Raw genomic sequence first — 23,021 nt, 5'->3', positions numbered from 1 at the left:
GGAAGCATGACAGCTGCAGCATGAAAAATGAAAGGTATTAGCCATTCCCGCCGCTAACGTCCAGACTCGCCGCCATGGTATTTAACTCGATCGCCTTGTTACGAATAAAGTCGAGCTTGGCCTGCAAATCGACAATTCCCCAGACGGTGCCCTGCTGCTGCTGATAAAATTTATCCAACGCGGCGAAATACGATTTCTGATAAACCAGCCAATCGCGCTGTGACTGAATGATAGCCTTTTTAGCCGCCGCAGATTGCCCTTTTAACAGAGCCTGATATTGGACGTTCAACTCCTTGTCCCAGTCGGTGTACCCCTGTTGCAAACAGCTTTCAGAGTCCAAGGTCGAGACGGCCTTTTTGGAGCAATCCTCAATTTTTTTATCGATTGCCTTACCCGGCGTAGCAGCATGTGCCGCCATAGCAGTAAGTAACACACCAATGCAGCACACCCATGAGGCTAACTTCTTCATCTGATTTTCCTTTTTGAGGTGACCCAGTTGCTGATTCTGCGCGCAACTGGACGATAATTCTGCCATAAAACGCTTATTACCCACCAGGTTTACGCTCTTGGACTTATGTTATCGACTTTAGCAATGGATTCGCTGCCTTTCGGCGCTGTGTTTAGCCGCCGTTTTATGGCATGATCTGTCGCCATTAGTTGGGCACTCAGAAAAAGTCGCAGAATGTTGCTATTGAGCAACGCTTACAGGAGTAATCGTGGCCAAAAACTATTATGACATTACGCTGGCATTGGCTGGTATGTGCCAATCTGCGCGTTTAGTTCAGCAATTGGCCCACGAAGGTAACTGCGCCAAGGAAGAAATGACCGTTTCACTGCGCAGCCTGCTCGAAATGAATCCGGCTTCCACACTGGCAGTGTATGGCAATAATGAAGCCAACCTCAAAATGGGGCTCGAAACCTTGCTCGGCGTGCTCAACGCCAATCGTCAGGGATTAGGCGCGGAATTGACGCGCTATACTTTGAGTCTGATGGTGCTTGAGCGTAAACTGCACGCAAAAAAATCGTCCATGGATCAGTTGGGTCAGCGCATCGATCAGTTAGATCGCCAGTTGGCACATTTTGAACTGGAATCGGAGCAGGTAATGAGTTCGCTGGCGTCGATATATGTCGATATTGTCAGCCCTGCCGGTCCGCGCATTCAAGTGATCGGCACACCGGCAATTTTGCAGAACACGCAAATTCAGGCTAAAGTCCGGGCCTTGCTTCTCGCGGGTATCCGCGCAGCAGTACTTTGGCAGCAAGTAGGCGGTGGCCGTCTGCAGCTAATGTTTTCCCGTAACCGATTGTTCGAACAGGCGAAAAGCATCCTCGCCCGTTGCTGAAAATCTGATTTGTTATACCTGCTGCAAGCAGGTATGAAATTCTACTGTTAATAAGATCCTGGAGTTGCTACCGATGGAATTATCCTCACTGACAGCCGTTTCCCCCGTTGATGGACGCTACGGTGACAAAGTCAGCGCGCTGCGCTCAATCTTCAGCGAATTTGGTTTGCTGAAATTTCGCGTGCAGGTTGAAGTACGTTGGCTGCAAAAATTGGCCACCTGTGCAGAAATCAAAGAAGTTCCTGCTTTTGATGCCGACGCAAACGCTTTCCTTGACCAGTTGGTGGCCAATTTCGATGAAAAAGACGCACAGCGTATTAAAGACATTGAAAAAACCACTAACCATGACGTCAAGGCTGTGGAATATTTCCTGAAAGAAAAAGTAGCAGACATCCCGGCTCTGCATGCGGTTTCCGAGTTCATCCACTTTGCCTGTACCTCTGAAGATATCAACAACCTGTCTCACGCGCTGATGCTGCAAACTGCCCGTCAGGACGTGGTTCTGCCGTACTGGTTAAAAATTGTTGATTCTCTTAAAGCGCTTGCACACCAGTATCGCGACATTCCACTGCTGTCTCGCACCCATGGACAGCCTGCGACCCCGTCAACCATTGGTAAAGAGCTGGCTAACGTCGCCTACCGCATGGATCGTCAGGTTAAGCAGCTGCAACAGGTTGAAATTCTGGGTAAAATTAACGGTGCTGTTGGCAACTACAATGCGCACATTGTGGCTTATCCTGAGGTTGACTGGCATCAGTTCAGCGAAGAGTTTGTGACCTCGCTGGGCATTACCTGGAACCCATACACCACGCAAATCGAGCCGCACGACTACATTGCCGAGCTGTTTGACTGTGTTGCACGCTTCAATACCATCCTGATCGATTTCGATCGTGATATTTGGGGTTACATCGCGCTGAACCACTTCAAACAGAAAACTATTGCTGGCGAAATCGGTTCTTCAACCATGCCGCATAAAGTTAATCCAATTGACTTCGAAAACTCCGAAGGCAATCTGGGTCTGGCGAATGCCGTTCTGGGACATTTGGCGAGCAAATTGCCGGTTTCGCGCTGGCAGCGTGACCTGACCGACTCCACTGTGCTGCGTAACCTGGGCGTGGGTCTTGGCTATGCGCTGATTGCCTATCAGGCAACCATGAAAGGCATCAGCAAGCTGGAAGTCAACGAAGCTAACCTTGTTGGCGAGCTGGACCGCAACTGGGAAGTGCTGGCTGAGCCAATTCAAACGGTGATGCGCCGTTATGGTATTGAAAAGCCATACGAAAAATTGAAAGAGCTGACTCGTGGTAAACGCGTTGATGCTCAGGGCATGCAAGTCTTCATCGACAGCCTGGAGCTGCCGGAAGAAGAGAAAGTACGCCTGAAAGCCATGACCCCAGCCAACTATATTGGCCGTGCGACCACCATGGTTGACGAACTGAAATAATCCTCGTCAGTTCAAAATAAGTTCGATGGGGCAGAAACCACGCGTTTTTGCCCTATTTTTTTAACTCTCGCCCGATTTCGTAACGTTATGAACAAATAACCCGACGCGCCTTCCGTTTCTCATTTATATTTCGTTTATATTTTCCACCTTATGGTTGATAACAGGTTTATCTTATGACGATCATAATGAGCCTTAGCCGAAACCGGAGAACGTTATGCGAATTTTAGTCGTTGAAGATAATGCGCTTTTGCGCCATCACCTTTCTGTGCAGCTGCGGGAAATGGGTAATCAGGTAGATTCCGCAGAGGATGCCAAAGAGGCCGACTATTTTCTGCAGGAACATGCGCCGGATATCGCTATCGTCGATCTGGGTTTGCCCGGTGAAGACGGACTCAGCATGATCCAGCGCTGGCGCAATCATCAGGTAAAATTGCCGATTCTAGTACTGACTGCGCGTGAAAGCTGGCAAGACAAAGTTGCGGTGCTGGAAGCCGGTGCCGACGATTACGTCACCAAGCCTTTTCATCTGGAAGAAGTCATTGCTCGCATGCAGGCCTTGATGCGCCGCAACAGCGGGCTTGCCTCACAGGTCATTGCCCTGCCGCCGTTCAGTATTGACCTGTCTCGTCGTGAGCTTACCGTTAACGATCAACCGGTTAAACTTACCGCTTTTGAATACACCATCATTGAAACGTTGATCCGCAATGCTGGAAAAGTAGTCAGCAAAGACAGCCTGATGTTGCAGCTTTACCCCGATGCCGAACTGCGCGAGAGCCACACCGTTGACGTTTTGATGGGTCGCTTACGTAAAAAACTGCAGGTTGAACATCCGGTCGAGGTGATTACAACGGTTCGAGGTCAAGGTTATCGCTTTGATATTCGGCCTTGAATCTAATGAGATCCAAGAGTAAAAATCCGTTCTCGCTGCGTTCGCGCTATATGATGGCGACTGCGGCGGTGGTGCTTGCCCTTTCACTGGCCTATGGCCTGGTGGCGGTGGTCGGCTACATGGTGAGCTTTGATAAAACGGCTTACCGCCTGCTGCGCGGTGAAAGTAACCTGTTTTTTAGCCTTGCCCAATGGCGAGACAACAAACTCAGCATCAATGTGCCCCCGGATTTGGATCTCAACTTCCCGACGCTAGTATTTATCTACGACAATAACGGCAAGCTACTCTGGGCGCAGCGCCGCGTGCCGGATCTTGAGGCGCAAATACAAAAAAGCTGGCTGAACAAAGCCGGCTTTTACGATCTGGACACCGACCCACTCACCTCCAGTGAAGTAGTAGGCAATAATCCGCGCGCACAGAATCAGCTCAAAAATTATGATGCCAACAACGCCACGGCAATGACGCACTCGGTGGCGGTCAATACCTATGCGGCGACCTCTCGTTTACCGGCGCTGAATATCGTGGTCATCGACAGTATTCCGCAAGAATTGCAGCACTCTGACCTAGTGTGGGAATGGTTTAGCTATGTGCTGCTCGCCAACTTGCTGCTGGTGGTGCCACTGCTGTGGCTGGTGGCCTATTGGAGCCTGAGACCCATCAAGGCGCTCATCGGACAGGTTGCCGAGCTGGAAACCAAAGAGCGTGAACTGCTTGACGAGCACACGCCGCACGAACTGCGCGGGCTGGTGCGTAACCTGAATATTTTGCTCAGCAGCGAACGTAGTCGTTATGACCGTTACCGCACGACACTTGCCGACCTGACTCATAGTCTGAAAACACCTCTGGCGGTGTTACAGACCACCCTGCGCTCTCTGCGTAACAGCCAGCAGATGACAATCGAGAAAGCCGAACCGATCATGCTCGAGCAGATCAGCCGTATTTCACAACAGATTGGCTATTACCTGCATCGCGCCACGTTGCGTTCCGAACATTTGATTCTGGTGCGAGAAATCCACTCGGTTCCTGCGTTACTCGACAGCCTGTGTTCGGCGCTGAATAAGGTTTATCAACGAAAAGGCGTTGAGCTAACGGTAGACATTTCACCGGAAATCACCTTTATCGGCGAAAAAAACGATTTCATGGAGATTCTGGGCAATGTCATCGACAACGCCTGCAAATACTGTCTTGAATTTGTAGAAATCAGCGCGGTGCACACTGAAAACGAGCTAGTGATTTTGGTTGAGGACGACGGCCCTGGAATTGCTGAACATCAGCGTGAGCTAATTTTCAAACGAGGACAGCGAGCGGATACTCTGCGACCTGGTCAGGGTCTTGGGCTGTCTCTCGCCAGCGAAATTATCGAGCAGTATGATGGCAAGATCCTGATCGGTGAAAGTGAGTTGGGGGGTGCCAGCATGCGCATCTGCTTTGGCCAGCAGCATGACAGCGATCAATCCTGATTTAGCGTGCCAACATGATGTGATTGACGCACCATTGTACAAATTTGCTGGCGATTGCCTAAGCCAGCACCGCGATGTTCCGTTATAATCCATCACAGACTTTAGCAATCCGTGGAAAAACTAAATGGATTATCAACTTGATTTAGACTGGGACGAATTTTTTGCTCGTTATTGGCAAAAACGTCCAGTCCTGCTTAAACGCGGCTTTAAAAACTTTATCGATCCGATTTCTCCCGACGAACTGGCAGGTCTTGCCATGGAAAATGAAGTCGATAGCCGTTTGGTCAGCCATGACCAAGGGCGCTGGGATGTGAAACACGGTCCTTTCGAAAGCTATGATCACCTTGGCGAAAACAACTGGTCGATTCTTGTTCAGGCTGTCGATCATTGGCACGAGCCTTCAGCACGCCTGATGCGCCCTTTCCGCCAGATACCCGATTGGCGCATGGATGATCTGATGATCTCCTTCTCGGTTCCCGGCGGCGGCGTTGGCCCACATCTTGACCAATACGATGTATTTATCATTCAGGGCACTGGCCGTCGTCGCTGGCGAGTAGGCGAGAAGATCCCGATGAAGCAGCACACGCCTCATCCTGATCTGCTGCAGGTTGAGCCTTTCGATGCCATCATCGATGAAGAGATGGAACCGGGCGATATTATCTATATTCCACCAGGTTTCCCGCACGAAGGTTACTCACTGGAAAATGCCATCAACTATTCCGTTGGCTTCCGTGCGCCAAGTTCGCGCGAGATGATAAGCGGCTTTGCAGATTACGTTTTGTCACGTGAATTAGGTGGCAAACGCTATACCGATGCAGACTTGGTGAAACGCGAAAACTCTGCCGAGATCCAGCAACACGAGCTCGACGGTATGCGCAGCATGATGCAGGATCTGATAGGCAACCCTGAGCACTTCAACAATTGGATGGGTGAATTTATTTCCCAATCGCGCCATGAGCTTGACGTTGCGCCACCCGAGCCGCCTTATCAGCCTGGTGAAGTTTACGAATTGCTGGAAGCAGGCGAAACGCTGCAACGTCTCGGTGGCCTGCGCGTGCTGCGTGTTGGCGATCGTTGCTACGTAAACGGCGAAAAGATTGAGACTGAGCATCTGCATGCGACTGATGCATTGAGCCGTAATCTGACTGTTACCCACGCTATGCTCGGCGATGCGATGGAAGATCCTTCCTTCCTTGCACTGCTTTGTGCTCTGGTAAACAACGGCTACTGGTATTTTAACGAATAATATTAACGCTGCTGGTTCCTTCCCCTGCTTGCGGGGGAAGACCAGGATCAACGATGATCCTCAGCCACCAATTGTGCCAAACGCATGATCACCTCAACCGCACTTTCCATTCCCTGCAAAGTAATGAACTCATGCTTGCCGTGGAAGTTATAGCCACCGGTGAAAATATTCGGGCAGGGTAATCCGCGAAACGAGAGCTGTGCTCCATCGGTGCCGCCGCGAATAGGCCTGATTACAGGTTTGATATTGCAATCTGTCATTGCCCGCTTCGCCAATTCGATGGTGTGCGGATGTTTGAGGATTTCATCGCGCATGTTGTAGTAATGGTCATCCAACGTCACTTCAATATAACAATCAGGATGCAGCCCTTTTCCTACCCACTCAGCCACTTCCACCATCTTCTGTTTACGCGAAGAAAATCCTGCGTGGTCAAAATCACGCACGATGTAATGCATTTCGGCGCGCTCTACCGTGCCCTTGACGCTGGTAAGATGATAAAACCCTTGATAGTCAGAGGTGGTTTCCGGTGTTTGATCATCAGGTAAAGCGAGATGAAAACGCATCGCCAATGACAGGGCATTGACCATCACTCCTTTCGCACTTCCGGGATGCACACTGTTACCGACGATTTTTATGGTAGCTGAAGCAGCATTAAAATTTTCGAATTCAAGCTCGCCCAGCCCGCCACCATCAACGGTATAGGCCCAATCGGCTGCAAACTGCTCAACATCAAAATTCTGCGCGCCCTTGCCAATCTCTTCATCGGGCGTAAAAGCCATACGCAGCGTGCCGTGCGGCAGATTGCTGTTTTTCAGACGCTGCATGGCAGTAATTATTTCTGCAATCCCGGCTTTGTCATCGGCACCGAGCAGAGATTTACCGTCGGTGGTGATTAATGTTTGGCCCAGCAGCTGGTGCATGACAGGAAACATCACTGGTGAGAGATACTCTTCTCCCTGACCCAGTGCGACATCACCACCGCGATAGTTTTCGATAATCTGTGGGTTGACATTTTTGCCGGAAAAATCAGGCGAAGTATCCAGATGGGCGATAAACCCCAGAGTTGGCACCGGCCAGCTGACGTTGGTGGCAAGGGTTGCCATTACGCAGCCTTTGGGGCTTAACGTTACCGCGTCGAATCCTAAAGAGATAAGTTCGTCCCGCAGTGAGTAAGCGAGTCGGGTTTGCCCGTCACTGCTTGGGGTAGACTTGGCGTTCACTTTTGATTGGGTATCAAAAGTCAGATAGTGCAAGAAGCGTTCCAGTAACATATCCATATTCAGGCATCCAGAGGCGATAAGACCTCATTATGCGCAGCCTGAATATCACGGATATTGCTTCAGGTCATTATACCTTGCGTTACTGGAACCCGAGATTTAACCCCAACTTTCACTCTTATTGGTTAGGAAGGCGTGCACAAACTCCGGCACTACCTCGCTGGCCAGGCCGTAAATACGCTCGTCAAACTGGCTCTCGACCTGGCTAGGCTCAAGGTTAAGTTCAAAGGTGTGAGCTCCCTGTATGCGAGCTTCGTGAACAAATCCTGCAGCCGGATAAACGTGGCCAGAAGTACCGATAGCGATAAAGAAATCCGCCCTGGAAAGCGCCGTATAAATTTCATCCATGCGCACCGGCATCTCACCAAACCACACCACATGCGGGCGCAGCGGTGCCGGAAACTGGCAACAGTGACAGCGATCGTCTACCGATAAGTCTTTGGGCCAGTCAAATACCTGTCCGGACTCGGTACAACGCACTTTCATCAATTCACCATGCATATGCAAAATCCGTGAACTGCCTGCGCGCTCATGCAGGTTATCAATGTTTTGCGTGACCAGTAAAAAGTTATCGCCCAACGCCTCTTCCAACGTAGCCAGCGCGTAGTGCGCGGAATTAGGTTTGATTTCTTCTTCCTGCAGCTGTTGGCGGCGGGCATTGTAAAACGCCTGCACCAGCTGTGGATCACGGCGATAACCTTCAGGCGTCGCCACGTCTTCGACTTTATGCTCTTCCCACAGGCCGTCTGCGGCGCGGAAAGTACGTATCCCTGACTCGGCCGAAATTCCGGCTCCGGTGAGCACCACAACAAACGGTCTCTTTAACTGCGCCGCGGCCATGCTGTCGCGATGGAAGATATTTGACCGAAAACGCTGATGGCGTATGCGCTTATTTTTGCGAAATCGACGCAGCCGATGGCTTGTGCGCATATTCACCGCTCCTTTTCTTGACTCGGAAAACGTGTTTAATCGTTAAGATTGTTTACTGACCGCCGCTTAACACGCGTGCGGGATCAATACGGCTAGCGCGACGCGCAGGATACCAGCTGGCGAGCAGGCTCAATACCAGTGCGGTAGCCAAAACGCTGACCACGTCTAACCAATGCAGTTCCGATGGCAAAAAATCGATGAAATAAATATCACCGGATAAAAACTTATGCCCGACCAGTTTTTGCAATACGTTGATAATATTGGTCAATTCCAGCGATGCAATCACGCCGATCACTACGCCGCAAACACTGCCGACCAAACCGGCCATCAAACCGTACCAGATAAACACCGCGCGGATCAGGCCGTCTTTAGCGCCCAAGGTTCTCAGCACGGCAATATCGCTGCTTTTATCTTTGACCGCCATCACCAGCGTAGAGACAATATTGAAGCAGGCCACGCCGATCACCAGCACCATCGCCAGAAACATAATGGCGCGGATCATCTGGATATCACGATACATATAACCGTAAGTACCTATCCAACTGCTAATGTAAACGTAGGCTTTTGTGACCTCTCCCGCATCACGAACCAGTTTGTTGGCAGCAAAGACATCGTTAACTTTGATGTCGATTCCGGTCACGCTGGTTCCCATCTCCTGATATTGCTGAGCATCGGCCAACGGCACCATCGCCATGCTGTGATCGAGCTGACCACTTAATTGCAGAATACCGGTGACGTGCAGACGAATACGCTTGGGCTGCAGCAGCTTCATTTCGGGGTCACTGTTGGGGATCATGACCGTGACCCAGTCACCCTGCTTGACGTTTAGGGCATCAGCGACCCCTTTACCCAGGATTATCTGCTGCTCGCCGGCTTTAAAATTCTGCCAGGCGTCGCCCTGTACGAAGTTTGGCACAGCGCTAACGCGCCCTTCCTGTTGTGGATCAACACCTTTAACCTGTAAAGCACGCAGCTTGGCACCATTTTCAATCAGCCCGCTAAACTGCACATAAGGCGCGGCGGCAACAATACCCGGCACCTTCTCAACGCGATCCATTACGCCCTGCCAGCCGTTAAAAGGCTGATTGACCGGACTAATTTGCCCGTGAGGCACGACCGCAAGCACGCGATCTTTAAGTTCACGTTCAAAACCGTTCATCGCACTCAGGCCGACGATCAATACTGCCACCCCCAGCGCGATTCCCAGTGTGGAAATCACCGAAATGAGTGAAATCATGCCGCCACGACGGCGGCCACGGCTAAAACGCAGGCCGATAAGCAGGGAAAAAGGCATCGCTGACATTAACGCGCCCCCAGCAGGGTAGAATCCTGCTGTAACTTGCCGTCGCGCATTTCCAACTGACGGCTAAGACGATTAGCCAACTGCAAGTCATGGGTGACCACCAGAAACGCCGTGCCCTGACGGACGTTAAGCTCACCAAGCAGTTCAAAAATGCTGTCAGCATTTTTCTGGTCAAGGTTACCGGTCGGTTCATCGGCCAGTACCAGAGACGGGTTATTCACCAGCGCACGAGCAATCGCCACACGCTGGCGCTCACCGCCCGACAGCTCGGAAGGACGATGCTTGCTGCGATGCTCAAGCCCTACAGCAGCCAGCATTTCACGGGCTTTATCCTGCACTTCGGAAGCCTTGTTTTTGCCAATCAGCAACGGCATTGCCACATTTTCCAGCGCCGTGAAATCTGGCAGCAAGTGGTGGAACTGGTAGATAAAGCCCAACTGACGATTACGCAATTCAGCCTTGGCGGCTGAAGACATCTCGTTAAGCGACTTGCCTTTAAATACCACTTCGCCGGAAGTGGGAGAGTCCAGACCGCCCAGCAGGTGCAACAAAGTACTTTTACCAGAACCAGAACTGCCGACAATCGCCATCATCTCACCCGGCTTGATGGCAAACGAAACATTACGCAGCACGTCAGTATGCAGTTTGCCTTCCTGGTAAGTTTTACAGAGGTTTTCGCACTGCAACAACAAAGAATCACTCATAACGTAAAGCCTCTGCGGGTTGGGCGGCGGCGGCGCGCCATGAAGGGTAAAACGTAGACAACAACGCGATGACCATGGCCACCAGCGCAATAACCACGACCTGCGTCGGCTCGATTGCCACCGGCAATGAAGCGCCGTCGAGCAATACGCCAATCGCAGGCATGATGGTGTTAAGTTGGGTTGCAAGCAGCACGCCCAGCAAGGCACCAAGCAGTGCTCCGATAATACCGGCGCTGGCACCCTGCACCATAAAGATCGCCATAATCTGCCGGCGAGTCAGGCCTTGGGTTTTCAGGATGGCGACTTCGCCCTGCTTTTCCATCACCAGCAGGCCAAGAGAAGTAATAATGTTGAACGCCGCAACCGCCACAATCAGGCTAAGCAGCAGGCCCATCATATTTTTCTCCATGCGCACCGCCTGGAACAGCTCTCCGCGACGTTCGCGCCAGTCTTTCCACTGCGTTCCCTTCGGCAACGACTGGGTACTCAGTGAGTCGACATCCAGCGGTTTATTCAGATACAAACGCCAGCCGGTGACGTTGCCCAACGGGTAAAGCATCATGCGCGAAGCATCTTGAATATTGACCAGCATCTCATAGCCATCAACTTCGCTGTTGGCAGCAAAAGTGCCTGCTACAGTAAACAGACGCTGGCTGGGAATACGGCCCATCGGCGTAAACTGGCTGACGCTGGTGACCATCAGACGCAGCTGGTCGCCGCGCTTGACTTTCAGCTGCTGCGCAAGCTGGTCGCCAAGAATGACCTTGAATTGACCCGGCTGCAGCTCCTGCTGACTCACACCCACCAGCGTATTGGACAAATTGTCTTTTTGCTGCGGATCAATTCCCAGCATCACGCCAACTGCTACGCTGGCGGGGCTTTGCAGCACCACATCGCCGGTAGTAAACGGCACAGCTCGATTCACACCCTGCAGTTTTGCGGCGTCATCGTGGGTAATTTGTTGTGGATTCAGCGATCCCTGCGGCGTGGTGATGTACGCTTGAGGCATGAGACCCAAAATATTACTTTCGAGTTCTTTCTCAAATCCGTTCATAACCGACAGTACAGTGACCAGCGCCATCACCCCAAGGGTAATGCCAATGGTGGATAGCCAGGAGACAAACCGCCCAAAGCGGTCTGAAGCACGCCCGCGCATGTAACGCAGGCCGATAAATAACGCGACAGGTTGATACATGAAATCCGTTAAGTGCAGTAGCTCATTGCAAAGTGATCAAGGATAATAAAGGCTACATGCGCTTTATGGAACCATTAACGGTGTAACTATGCGGCTTTTATTTATGAAGAGTCGTGTACAAATCGGATTGACCTGATAGTAAACACCATCGCAAGATACGGTTTATAAATCTGGCCCTTACCGCCGACTAAAGAGATAGCGAAATAGCTTATGCTTCAAAAAATGCCTCAAGGAACGCGTTACTCACTGCCAGAACGTCCCGGCGACACCCGCCAACTCGGGCAACTGACGGGGTCAGCCTGTGCGCTGGAGTGTGCGCAAATCAGTGAACGCCACCCAGGTCCGGTGATGCTTATCGCTCCTGACATGCAGAATGCTCTGCGTTTACGCGATGAGATCCAGCAGTTTACCGAGCATAAAGTCATCAGTTTGTCTGACTGGGAAACGCTGCCTTATGACAGTTTCTCCCCACATCAGGAAATTATTTCTGCCCGCCTGTCGAGCTTGTACCAACTGCCGACAATGGAACGGGGAATTATTATTCTGCCGGTGAATACTCTGATGCAGCGCGTTTGCCCGCACGAGTTTTTGCACGGCCATGCACTGGTGATGAAGAAAGGCCAGCGCCTGTCACGCGACAAGCTCCGTTCGCAGCTTGAGCAGGCGGGCTATCGCAGTGTCGACCAGGTGATGGAACACGGCGAGTTTGCCACCCGTGGTGCCCTGCTTGACCTGTACCCCATGGGCAGCGACGAACCGTTCCGCATTGACTTTTTTGACGATGAAATCGACAGCCTGCGCCTGTTTGACGTCGACACCCAGCGCACGTTGAGTGAAGTCGATTTTATTAATCTGCTTCCGGCACACGAATTTCCTACCGACAAAAACGCTATCGAGCTGTTCCGCAGCCAGTTTCGCGAGAAGTTTGAAGTGCGCCGCGACGCCGAGCACGTTTATCAGCAGGTGACTAAAGGCACTTTCCCGGCGGGTATTGAATACTGGCAGCCGCTGTTTTTCAGCCAGCCGCTAAGCAGCCTGTTCAGCTATTTGCCGAAAAATACGTTGCTGCTCAATACTGGCGATCTCGAACACGCCGCCGAGCGCTTCTGGCTTGACGTGGTGACGCGCTATGAGAGCCGCCGCGTTGACCCGATGCGTCCGCTGGTGGAGCCAGAACTGCTGTGGCTAAAAGTCGATGGGCTGTTTGCCGAACTGAAACAGTGGCCACGGGTTCAGCTGAAAACCGATGAGTTATCCGCTAAAGCCGCCAATACGAATCTTGGCTATCAGACTTTGCCCGACTTATCTGTGGTGCCGCAAAACAAAGCGCCGATGGATAACCTGCGCCGTTTTAACGAATCCTTTAGCGGCAGCCTGGTATTCTCGGTGGAAAGTGAGGGTCGTCGCGAAACGCTGCAAGATTTGCTTGGCCGTATCAAGATCAATCCACGGCTGATTACGCGAATTGAAGAAGTCGTCGCCCCGGGCCGATACATCATGATCGGTGCCTGCGAAAAGGGTTTCCTCGATACCGCAAATCAGCTCGCGCTGGTGTGCGAAAGTGACATGCTCGGCGAGCGCGTTGCCCGTCGCAGGCAGGATACTCGCCGGGCGATTAATACCGATACCCTGATCCGCAACCTTGCCGAATTGCGCCCCGGCCAGCCGGTAGTGCATCTCGAACACGGCGTCGGACGCTATCTCGGCCTGACGACTCTAGAAGCGGGCGGCATCAAGGCCGAATACCTGATTTTAACCTATGCGGGGGAAGACAAGCTTTACGTGCCGGTTTCCTCGCTGCATTTAATTAGCCGCTATTCCGGCGGTGCCGACGAATCTGCGCCGTTGCATAAACTCGGCGGTGAAGCCTGGTCTAAAGCGCGGCAAAAAGCAGCAGAGAAAGTACGTGACGTGGCCGCCGAGCTGTTGGATATCTATGCTCAGCGAGAGGCCAAGACAGGCTTCGCCTTCAAGCACGACAAGGAACAATACCAGCTGTTCTGCCAAACCTTCCCGTTTGAGACCACCGTGGATCAGTCACAGGCCATTAACGCCGTGCTGACCGATATGACCCAGCCACTGGCTATGGATCGCCTGGTATGCGGTGATGTGGGCTTTGGTAAAACCGAAGTTGCGATGCGTGCCGCGTTTCTTGCCGTCTCCAACAATAAGCAGGTTGCCGTTCTGGTGCCGACCACCCTGCTGGCCCAACAGCATTTCGATAATTTCCGCGATCGATTCGCAAACTGGCCAATCCGTATTGAAATGATGTCACGTTTTCGCAGCGCCAAAGAGCAGCAAACGGTGCTGGAAGAGGCCATTGAGGGCAAAGTCGATATCATTATCGGTACTCATAAGTTGTTGCAAAGCGATTTACGCTGGAAAGATCTGGGCCTGCTGATCGTCGATGAAGAACACCGTTTTGGCGTGCGTCACAAAGAACGAATCAAGGCAATGCGCGCCGATGTCGACATCCTGACGCTGACCGCCACGCCTATTCCACGGACCTTGAATATGGCGATGAGCGGCATGCGTGATCTGTCGATTATCGCCACGCCACCGGCACGACGTCTGGCGGTAAAAACCTTCGTGCGAGAGTACGACAGCCTGGTCGTTCGCGAGGCAATCCTGCGCGAAATCCTGCGCGGTGGGCAGGTTTACTACCTCTATAACGACGTGGCCAATATCGATAAAGCCACCGAACGCCTGGCTGAATTGGTGCCCGAGGCGCGAATTGCCATCGGACACGGCCAGATGCGCGAACGCGATCTCGAAAGGGTGATGAATGATTTCCATCACCAGCGTTTTAATGTTTTGGTATGTACCACCATTATCGAAACCGGGATCGATATTCCCAGCGCCAATACCATCATCATCGAACGCGCCGACCATTTCGGTCTGGCACAGTTGCACCAGCTGCGAGGCCGCGTAGGCCGATCGCATCATCAGGCCTACGCTTACCTGCTGACGCCAAATCCGAAGGCGATGTCCGTCGATGCACATAAACGCCTCGAAGCTATTGCCTCGCTTGAAGATTTAGGTGCTGGTTTTGCACTGGCAACTCATGACCTCGAGATCCGCGGTGCCGGTGAGCTACTCGGCGAAGGCCAGAGCGGCCAGATGAGTACCATTGGCTTCTCGCTGTATATGGAGCTTTTGGAGAACGCTGTCGAAGCGTTAAAAGAAGGCCGTGAACCTTCTCTGGAAGACTTGACTACCAGCCAGACCGAAGTCGAAATGCGCATGCCCGCGCTGCTGCCAGAAGAGTTTATCCCCGATGTTAACACTCGCCTGTCGCTGTATAAACGCATCGCCAGTGCGCGTACCACACAGGAGGTCGACGAACTGCGGGTCGAACTGATTGACCGCTTTGGCACCCTGCCCGACGGCGCGCGCAACCTGCTCAGCATCGCCATACTGCGCCTGAAAGCCAAACAACTCGGCATCAAGCGCATTGAAGGCAACGAGCGCGGCGGCTTTGTTGATTTCAGCGACAAAAATCGTGTCAATCCGAGTTACTTGATTGGCCTGTTACAGAAGCAGCCACAGGTTTATCGCCTCGATGGTCCGAGCAAACTGAAGTTTATGCTGGATCTTACTGACCGACCAAAACGTCTGAAGTTTGTTGATGAGCTGCTGGAAGAGTTCGCCGCCAATCAGCTCCCTGGCTAAATTATTGGTTAAATAACAGGCACAAAAAAGCCCGAGCTTAAAACTCGGGCTTTTCATTGGCAATTTATCTTTTACGACTGTGCCATGGGTGTCCTACATCGTCATTTAAACACCTTCAACTATTGTTTTTAAATGCACGATATTTGGCAGAGCGTATTATTGGACAAGTTCTTAACTACGAACGGTGCTTAATTCCAACTGCCCGCTCTTATCCAACGGGATCTTGGTACCAGGATCGTGATCCATCCGTACTTTGCCCTGCTGGCCGTCGATTTTGTAGGTCACATCATAGCCCAGCATTTTTTCTGACTTGTCATACACTGTGGTACAACGCTGACGCTGAGTGGTGTAAGTATCATTGTCCTGCATGCTGCTTTGGACACGATTACCCGCATAACCACCGCCGATTGCTCCCGCAACTGTCGCCAAACTGCGCCCATGACCACCACCAAATTGATGACCAATCACCCCACCGGCAACCGCCCCCAGCAATGAGCCCGCGATTTGATTCTCATCCTGTACTGGACGACGATGCGTCACGGTCACATTACGACATTCCTGACGCGGGGTTTTCGTGGTTTCCTTGATAGGCGTTGCACTGACGACCTGCGCATATTGAGGACCGGAAGAAAAAACGTTCATACTTGCTACTGCCGCAACCCCCAGGGCTGCTGCGACGCCTATCCCGACGCCAGCTAACATTGACTTATTCACAGGACATCCTCCTGAAAGTGATATCACGGTAAAGTTTGCTCAATTAGCCTACGACGGACAATAAGACATTTGGATAAAACACGGGAAGTGAGAGGTGTAAATCTATCTTTAAGATAATTCTCAGGAAAACAGTGTTAACAAACCAGTTTAAAAGTTGTCCCGAAGATAGGGTGAATAGCCAAGAAGTTAATAAACATTAATTAGAAAGAAACTCGAATCGATTCAGCCTCCAGTTAAAAAAACCGGAGGCCAAATAGCCACTTAGTGAAGCTTGAGTCGCGGGCGCAAAACCCGATTAATACTGCCAACAAACATCATTAAACCTGTTTTAATATAGCCGTGCAGAGCAATCTGATGCATGCGGTATAAAGAAACATACACCATGCGGGCCAGACGGCCTTCAATCATCATCGAGCCCTTGGTCAGATTCCCCATCAGACTGCCAACAGTGCTAAAGCGCGACAACGAGACCAGAGAACCGTGATCCTTATAGACATAAGGTTTCAGCGTTCGACCGTTGCGCTGTGCGATGATATTGGCAAAACAGCGAGAAGCCATTTGATGCGCAGACTGCGCGCGCGGAGGCACAAAACCACCTGACGGCAAGGCACAGGAAGCACAGTCACCAATGGCATAGATATCAGGATCGCGCGTGGTTTGCAGCGTAGGCTCGACCACCAGCTGATTAATGCGGTTGGTTTCCAAACCTGAAATATCTTTAAGGAAATCAGGCGCTTTAATACCCGCAGCCCACACCATCAGATCGGCAGCAATAAATTCGCCATCTTTGGTGTTTAGACCTTTTTTCTCCGCGCTTGTTACCATGGTTTTGGTTAAGACCCGAACGCCAATCTTGGTCAATTCCTGATGCGCCGCCTCGGAGATACGCGCAGGCAGTGCAGGCAGAATTCGCTCACCAGCTTCAACCAGTGTCACGTTTAACGCACTATTTTGAAGGCCTTCAAAGCCATAGCTGTGCAATTCTTTTACTGCATTATGCAGCTCGGCAGACAGTTCAACGCCCGTCGCGCCGCCGCCAACAATCGCAATATTAACTGTCCCGGTTTTATCAGGATTGGCCGAATATTTCAGAAACAGGTTAAGCATTTCATTGTGGAAGCGATGCGCCTGATGCGGGTTGTCCAGGAAGATACAGTTTTCTTTAATGCCCGGCGTACCAAAATCATTTGAAGTACTGCCCAGCGCCATAACCAGCTGATCATAAGCCAGGTCGCGCTCGGCCACCAGCAGCTCACCGTTGGTGTCACGGATTTCAGCCAACTTGATGGTTTTATTTTCACGATTGATATCGGTTAAAGAGCCGATTTGGAATGTAAATCCATGATTGCGCGCGTGAGCCAGATAGCTTAACGCATCGACGCCGTCGTCAAGACTTCCGGTGGCAACTTCATGCAGCAACGGCTTCCACAGATGGCTGTGGTTGCGGTCGACCAACACTATCTCGGCTTTGCTGCTGCGGCCAAGTTTGTGACCCAGGCTGGTCGCAAGCTCAAGACCGCCCGCTCCACCGCCGATTATCACAATTTTTTTCTTTGCTTCAGTCACTATGACTCCCTCAAATGTAAACCAAATGTTATCTAAGGGTAACGTTATTATCCTTAGATAACATAGGGTTGCTCAAGTTAAATCATCTTCAAGAATGAGGATAACACGCGGGAGTCCGTTGATTATACCAAAATTGATCTACATCAATTGTTTTTGATAATCCCCGGTGATAACAATAATTTTGCATCTTGCTATTCAATTAGTTAGCACCGGGAAGCCGAGGAGGAGAATCGTTACAGCAGATGTTTGGCGCAGAAAATATTAAGCCTGTTTGTGTGCCTGCCAACGAGTATCTAGCTCGGTAAGCTCTTGGTGGGATTTTTTCCAACGATCGGAGTCGCGTAATGCCTGTCGACTCGATTTGCCGTGCCAGCCACCGCCGTGATACAGCGAGGCTACACCATCGGCTTTCATTGGCGGCAGGTTGTCGAGCACGCTAACTGCGCCAGCACGGTTATTGCAAACCAGAATCATGTCGCAGCCAGCATTCAATGAAGCCTGACCGCGCTCGGCGTAACTGCCCATTACCGCAGCCCCTTCCATCGACAGATCGTCGGAGAAAATAATGCCTTTAAAACCGAGTTCCTGGCGTAAGATTTTCTTTAACCAGTAAGGCGATCCACTCGCTGGAAGAGGATCGGCATCGGTATAAATCACATGTGCAGGCATCACAGCATCGAGCATCTTGCGTTCAATCAGTTGACGGAAAATGGCCATGTCATGCTGGCGGATGACTTCCAGCGGACGATTATCCCGTGGCGTTTCCTTATGAGAATCGGCAGTGACTGCGCCATGTCCGGGAAAATGCTTGCCGGTCACTTTCATGCCAGCCACGTGCATACCGCGAATGTAGCGCTCGGCGATATCCAGCGCTTTTTGCGAGTCACGATGGAAAGAACGCTCGCCAATCGCAGCGCTAATATGGCCGATGTCCAACACTGGGGCAAAACTGATATCAATATCCATGGCGATCATTTCTGCCGCCATCAGCCAACCGGCCTCTTCCGCCAAGCGACCGGCTTCGCGCTCATCGTTTAAAGCAGCAAAAGACTGAGCCGCAGGGATACGGGTAAAACCTTCGCGGAAACGCTGAACACGACCGCCTTCCTGATCGACCGCCAACACCAGACGCTCGCGGGAAGCCGCGCGGATTTGGCGGATCAGCTCCTGCAACTGTTCAACGTCGTGATAATTACGGGTAAACAATATCAATCCACCCACCAGCGGGTGCTGTAAAATTTCGCGCTCTTCAGCATCCAGCTCGAAGCTGGCAACATCTAACATGACTGGACCCAAGACCCAATACTCCTGTTCTAAAATTCAGATAATAATTTCTGACGCAGTGGCTGCGCCCAGCTTGCATAACGAATATCGGCCGTTTGCTGCCAGCGCACTTCAAACCACATCAGCATCAAATATTCGAGCCAAAGTCGCCACTGGCGAACCTGACGTTCAAGCTTTGCAGCATCGCCATAACCACCCTGCCGGGCATACTGTTGCAACAATTCATACCGCTGAGTTTTGCTATAGGCATTACCGCTAAATAGCGCGGCAAATTCAAGGCCTATATCCGCAGACACCGCGTACTCCCAGTCGATCAAACGTATTCCTTCAGGGCTGTTGACCCAATTTTGCGGGTGAATATCCATATGCGCGAGAGATATTTTTAACGCCCTGGGCAATCGTTGCTTGAGTAACCGTTTATGTAAATGCAGCCAGGACGGCGTTAACCGGCGGCGGTCAATCAGTTGCCAATAGTCGGCAAAACGCTTTTTGATATCCAGCGTTTCGCCACACGGCTGGCTGCGGTGAAGTTTTGCCAGCAGAGCGGCCAGCTGTTGTTGAGGCTGAGCGGCAAAAAAGTGCTTGTCATCAAGCGTTTCTCCGGCGATCCAATTCACCACCAGCCACGGACAGGCCCAGGCATAAACCTGTGGGGCAATGTGCTTTGAAGATAGATGACGCAACAACCGATTTTCCCTGCGCCTGTCGATACCCAGCTGTCGTTTTTCAGTCGACTGCAATCGCGCAAGATACACACCGCTTGCTGCTTCGATACGCCAGCTCTCACTGCTGAGACCTTCTACAGGTGTAAAAATGCAACCGGCGGAATAATCCGCCGGAAGATATTTTTCTACCCAAGTTTCGAGGAGAGGATTAATTCTGATTTTGAACTGCACCGCTGCCTGACCAAACAATTTCGCCACTTTGCACAGTCATCAGCTGCATATCCAGCGTCGGTGATTTCACGTTACCGCTGGCATCGCTGTACAACACATACTGAGCATTCACCTGACGCGCCAGCGCGATGGCCTTGCTACGAGAAACCAGGTTGTCATCGGCGGATAATCCCATTGCCTGCTTGGCAGATGCCAACTGTGAGGCAGGGACGACAGTAAAGGTGTTGTTGGATGCCAGTGCAGTGTGCATTGCGTCGGTAATTTTACCGGTTTGCAGCGAACCGTTGGTGCTGTTTTTTACATTATCCAACAGTAAAACGCTGCCTGACTGAACGCCTTCAGCCTTCAGCATTTTAGCGACCAGGGGCTGTACCGTTGCACTCCAGTCAATAGTCTGCAGTTTTGGCGGCTGGGGGATAGTTTCAACCGGAGGCTGGCCCGAAGTTTCGGGCGCACCAATAGGCGGCACCGTTGTGATAGGTGCAGTAGTCGCCGGAGGTTGGGTCTGTGTTTGCTGCTGTTGTTCTTGCTGTGTGGAAATACAACCGCTTAACGCTAAAGTTGCCAATGCCACGATTAAATACTTTTTCATCAACCCTCTCCGTACGGGATATTAAAGATAGATGTGTACACGCACGCTGTACGCATCAAGATTGCCGTTTAGCGAGTAGATATCGACGCTTGAGTCTGCCGGAACGGTAATGGTTCGCGGTTCGGCAAAAGGCAGCAGATCCAGGCCCTGCTTGTCATACCAATAGAAAACATAGCGCACTTGTATGGATTTTGGCTGATTATTGCTGAGCGACAGGGTGGCCTTTTGACGCCCCTGATCGCTGCCAAGCGACGGCGTGCCCGGAATAATACCGGCGGTAAGCACTGGCGATTCCATAATCACGCTTTGTTGATTATTTAAAGCAATGCCTTGTTTAGTGCTACAACCCGCCAGAAAAAACAACACAGCACAGGCCATCAAAAATCGCATACCTTTCCCTCGTTAAGCGGCAAGATACCCACCGGTGTGAGCATCTGAATGTGGTAACCGCATTTTAGTGCGCCAGCAGAGGGCCAAGATTATGACCGCCAACCAAGTGCATATGTATATGATACACCACCTGACCGGCGTCTTTATTGCAGTTAACAATCAAACGGTAACCATTTTCTGCAATTCCCTCTTGCTCGGCAATTTTAGCTGCCACGGTCATCATGCGCCCCAACGCTGCCTCGTGTTCTGCAGTGACATCATTCATCGTCGGGATCAGGATATTGGGAATGATGAGTATATGGCTGGGTGCCTGCGGCGCGATATCGCGAAAAGCGGTCACCAGTTCGTCTTGATAAACCACATCCGCCGGGATCTCGCCGCGGATAATTTTACTGAAAATCGTTTCTTCGGCCATAATTTCTCTCCGTTGATAGCTCTATATTACAAAAACTGCGAGCGCAGTATGAGTCAGCCATTCTGCTATTTTCAAGTTTATTAAGGAGTTTGCAAATTAATAAGAGAATAAGGAGATGTGGCAACAGAAATCAAACATGCTTTTCAATATCTGCTGCCACTTTTAATTGACTATAATTTACTCGACATCACTGATCATTTTGAACCATCAAAGTTTCTTTTTAACAACGTCACCCACGATACCCTCTTTGTTTTTAGGCGTGATAGTCAGCGTGTTGAATCCATTATATTTTAAGATGTTTACACAAACGTTTCTACCGTAGGCCGTTGGCGCAGAACCAGTCCACATTATTACCGTCCCCTGTTCCTCACTCCCCCCTTGGGCATCATAGTCATAATTAGCGGTATATCCCCTTGAACCATAGCCGCACTTTTGGATAGTTGCACCGAGATTACTCACCTTGGGCCTTAGTATTTCTATTCCTTTAACAGGTCCAATGGGATTTGACTTACGCAAGGCGCCGATGAGATTTTCAGCACTGATTGGTGTCACCTCGAAACTGATATTCCCACCGACATCTGTCGACAGCGGCGTATAATATCGAGTGTCGGAGGCTACTACTCCTCGTTTGCTGGTCCATTTGATTGTTTTTCTGGTTTTTGCATCATCGCCGTCTTGCAAACTAAAGCTGGCGGTTAATAGTTCACCGACCACGGGTTTGCCACTGATTTTCAAGTCTGCTGCGACTGGAATACCCAAAATAGGGCCTACAGTTTCTGCCGATGAATTTCCACCCGTTACCCCATCACTATTGGTTGCTGTAATAGCAAAGCGAATTTCTTCGCCGATATCATTAGCAGTAAGCTTGTATTGCCGCTGGGTTGCGCCCGCTATTCTGCCTGGATGACTTCCACTGGTGCGCTCCCAAAAGATTGTTTTTTGGGTTTTATCTGCATCGCCATCTTCCAACTTATAGTTCGCAGTTAAGGTATGGCCTATTTTAGCTGTTCCACTGATGCTCAGCAGAGTTACCCTCGGTAAGGCGATAATTACCGATGTTTTTTTGTGAGTTACTAACATCTCCATACCCACCATTGATATTTTTGGGCCGGACTTTAACAAAGATTTGGTGGCCCTTATCGGCGGCTTGAAGCAAATAATTTTTTTGCCTCGCTCCACTAATCGCAAGCTCAGCACCTCGCATCCACTGATAAGTTGATTGCCCCTCTGTAATACCTTTACCCACATACTTATATGATGATGTTAATAAGCTACCGACAACCCCTTTTCCTGTGATTTCCAAATTTTCAATAGACGGCCTGCCAGCTGCAATCGTAATGGAAACGGTAATGCTTTCGGGTGCCGCTATCTTCGCCGTTGCCGCCTGACTCACGGCAATATTTGTGTTGCCTACGCCTACGAACGTCATTTCACCCTTGGCGCTGATGCTGACCACCTTCTCGTCCAGCGAGCGGTAGCTCAATTCGCCGCCGTTGCCGCCGGTAATGTTCAGTTGCTGCTTGGCTGCGCCAAACTCTACCGCGACCGGCGTGGCCTTCAGCGGCATCGCGTCTTTCACATCCACGGTGACGGATGCTTCTGCCTGCTGCCCCCAGTAATTGGCACTCTCCGCCTCGATGACGGTCAGGGTCGTGCTGCCCTTGCCGTGCGCGGTGACTAGCCCTTCTTTATCAACGCTGG

Annotated in this window: 21 protein-coding genes; 6 read left to right on the top strand and 15 right to left on the bottom strand. The window is 51.1% G+C overall.

Features of this window, described 5'->3' with window-relative positions; all coding sequences use genetic code 11:
• Nucleotides 1-37 precede the first annotated feature (37 nt).
• The gene (locus SPM24T3_RS05840; RefSeq protein WP_037377735.1) at nucleotides 38-469 is read right to left on the bottom strand and encodes a lysozyme inhibitor LprI family protein; all 432 of its coding nucleotides are present in this window, start codon (nucleotides 467-469) and stop codon (nucleotides 38-40) included.
• Nucleotides 470-716: 247 nt separating this feature from the next.
• On the opposite strand from SPM24T3_RS05840, the gene hflD reads away from it, so the two are divergent.
• From hflD to SPM24T3_RS05815, 5 genes are all read left to right on the top strand, one after another.
• Entirely contained in the window at nucleotides 717-1,343 is a 627-nt protein-coding gene (gene hflD, locus SPM24T3_RS05835) for a high frequency lysogenization protein HflD (protein WP_009635793.1), read from the top strand.
• A gap of 73 nt (nucleotides 1,344-1,416) precedes the next feature.
• Nucleotides 1,417-2,787 carry an adenylosuccinate lyase gene (gene purB / locus SPM24T3_RS05830; protein ID WP_009635792.1) on the top strand — a complete coding sequence of 457 codons (1,371 nt, stop codon included), beginning with the start codon at nucleotides 1,417-1,419 and terminating at the stop codon, nucleotides 2,785-2,787.
• A gap of 214 nt (nucleotides 2,788-3,001) precedes the next feature.
• Nucleotides 3,002-3,676 (top strand): two-component system response regulator PhoP, encoded by a 675-nt coding sequence (gene phoP / locus SPM24T3_RS05825; RefSeq protein ID WP_009635791.1) that lies wholly within the window; start codon nucleotides 3,002-3,004, stop codon nucleotides 3,674-3,676.
• Nucleotides 3,677-3,681: 5 nt separating this feature from the next.
• Nucleotides 3,682-5,136, top strand: coding sequence for a two-component system sensor histidine kinase PhoQ (phoQ, locus tag SPM24T3_RS05820; protein ID WP_009635790.1), 1,455 nt, complete (start codon nucleotides 3,682-3,684; stop codon nucleotides 5,134-5,136).
• 124 nt (nucleotides 5,137-5,260) lie between these two features.
• Complete coding sequence (locus SPM24T3_RS05815; protein WP_009635789.1) at nucleotides 5,261-6,382, top strand: cupin domain-containing protein; 1,122 nt, start codon at nucleotides 5,261-5,263, stop codon at nucleotides 6,380-6,382.
• Nucleotides 6,383-6,429: 47 nt separating this feature from the next.
• On the opposite strand, the gene pepT is transcribed toward SPM24T3_RS05815, so the two are convergent.
• The 5 genes from pepT to lolC form a co-directional block, all read right to left on the bottom strand.
• Nucleotides 6,430-7,659, bottom strand: a complete 1,230-nt coding sequence (gene pepT / locus SPM24T3_RS05810; protein WP_009635788.1) for a peptidase T — start codon at nucleotides 7,657-7,659, stop codon at nucleotides 6,430-6,432.
• A gap of 99 nt (nucleotides 7,660-7,758) precedes the next feature.
• Nucleotides 7,759-8,589 (bottom strand): Sir2 family NAD+-dependent deacetylase, encoded by an 831-nt coding sequence (cobB, locus tag SPM24T3_RS05805; protein WP_009635787.1) that lies wholly within the window; start codon nucleotides 8,587-8,589, stop codon nucleotides 7,759-7,761.
• A 52-nt stretch (nucleotides 8,590-8,641) separates the two neighbouring features.
• Nucleotides 8,642-9,883, bottom strand: coding sequence for a lipoprotein-releasing ABC transporter permease subunit LolE (lolE, locus tag SPM24T3_RS05800; RefSeq protein WP_157135259.1), 1,242 nt, complete (start codon nucleotides 9,881-9,883; stop codon nucleotides 8,642-8,644).
• A gap of 8 nt (nucleotides 9,884-9,891) precedes the next feature.
• The gene (gene lolD / locus SPM24T3_RS05795; protein ID WP_009635785.1) at nucleotides 9,892-10,596 is read right to left on the bottom strand and encodes a lipoprotein-releasing ABC transporter ATP-binding protein LolD; all 705 of its coding nucleotides are present in this window, start codon (nucleotides 10,594-10,596) and stop codon (nucleotides 9,892-9,894) included.
• Nucleotides 10,589-11,791, bottom strand: coding sequence for a lipoprotein-releasing ABC transporter permease subunit LolC (lolC, locus tag SPM24T3_RS05790; RefSeq protein WP_009635784.1), 1,203 nt, complete (start codon nucleotides 11,789-11,791; stop codon nucleotides 10,589-10,591). The genes lolD and lolC overlap by 8 nt, the downstream gene beginning before the upstream one ends.
• Nucleotides 11,792-12,013: 222 nt before the next feature.
• Here lolC and mfd point away from each other — a divergent pair, with 222 nt between their 5' ends.
• A complete protein-coding gene (gene mfd / locus SPM24T3_RS05785) occupies nucleotides 12,014-15,463 on the top strand; it encodes a transcription-repair coupling factor (RefSeq protein ID WP_009635783.1) in 3,450 nt (1,149 codons plus the stop codon).
• A 171-nt stretch (nucleotides 15,464-15,634) separates the two neighbouring features.
• Here the strand turns inward: mfd and SPM24T3_RS05780 are convergent, their stop codons facing one another.
• The 9 genes from SPM24T3_RS05780 to SPM24T3_RS05740 form a co-directional block, all read right to left on the bottom strand.
• Nucleotides 15,635-16,177, bottom strand: a complete 543-nt coding sequence (locus SPM24T3_RS05780) for a glycine zipper 2TM domain-containing protein (RefSeq protein ID WP_009635782.1) — start codon at nucleotides 16,175-16,177, stop codon at nucleotides 15,635-15,637.
• A 261-nt stretch (nucleotides 16,178-16,438) separates the two neighbouring features.
• A complete protein-coding gene (locus SPM24T3_RS05775; protein ID WP_009635781.1) occupies nucleotides 16,439-17,743 on the bottom strand; it encodes an NAD(P)/FAD-dependent oxidoreductase in 1,305 nt (434 codons plus the stop codon).
• 261 nt (nucleotides 17,744-18,004) lie between these two features.
• Nucleotides 18,005-19,027: a beta-N-acetylhexosaminidase gene (gene nagZ / locus SPM24T3_RS05770; protein ID WP_037377732.1), complete on the bottom strand. Its 1,023-nt coding sequence runs from the start codon at nucleotides 19,025-19,027 to the stop codon at nucleotides 18,005-18,007.
• A 29-nt stretch (nucleotides 19,028-19,056) separates the two neighbouring features.
• Complete coding sequence (locus SPM24T3_RS05765) at nucleotides 19,057-19,950, bottom strand: phosphotransferase (protein ID WP_202799588.1); 894 nt, start codon at nucleotides 19,948-19,950, stop codon at nucleotides 19,057-19,059.
• Nucleotides 19,901-20,515, bottom strand: coding sequence for a penicillin-binding protein activator LpoB (gene lpoB, locus SPM24T3_RS05760; RefSeq protein WP_009635778.1), 615 nt, complete (start codon nucleotides 20,513-20,515; stop codon nucleotides 19,901-19,903). The genes SPM24T3_RS05765 and lpoB overlap by 50 nt, the downstream gene beginning before the upstream one ends.
• 21 nt (nucleotides 20,516-20,536) lie before the next feature.
• Nucleotides 20,537-20,905 (bottom strand): YcfL family protein, encoded by a 369-nt coding sequence (locus tag SPM24T3_RS05755; protein WP_009635777.1) that lies wholly within the window; start codon nucleotides 20,903-20,905, stop codon nucleotides 20,537-20,539.
• Between the two features lie 64 nt (nucleotides 20,906-20,969).
• Nucleotides 20,970-21,320, bottom strand: a complete 351-nt coding sequence (gene hinT, locus SPM24T3_RS05750) for a purine nucleoside phosphoramidase (protein ID WP_009635775.1) — start codon at nucleotides 21,318-21,320, stop codon at nucleotides 20,970-20,972.
• A gap of 207 nt (nucleotides 21,321-21,527) precedes the next feature.
• A complete protein-coding gene (locus SPM24T3_RS05745) occupies nucleotides 21,528-22,400 on the bottom strand; it encodes a hypothetical protein (protein WP_157135253.1) in 873 nt (290 codons plus the stop codon).
• On the bottom strand, nucleotides 22,321-23,021 hold a 701-nt coding region (locus tag SPM24T3_RS05740; RefSeq protein WP_009635773.1), incomplete at its 5' end, for a hypothetical protein. The genes SPM24T3_RS05745 and SPM24T3_RS05740, both read right to left, overlap by 80 nt.

Origin of the sequence: Serratia sp. M24T3 (genome assembly GCF_000257645.1) — a bacterium.
In the GTDB taxonomy this organism is placed as follows: domain Bacteria; phylum Pseudomonadota; class Gammaproteobacteria; order Enterobacterales; family Enterobacteriaceae; genus Rouxiella.
The sequence above is the reverse complement of the archived record's forward strand: the minus strand, read 5'-3'. Positions and strand labels throughout refer to the sequence as shown.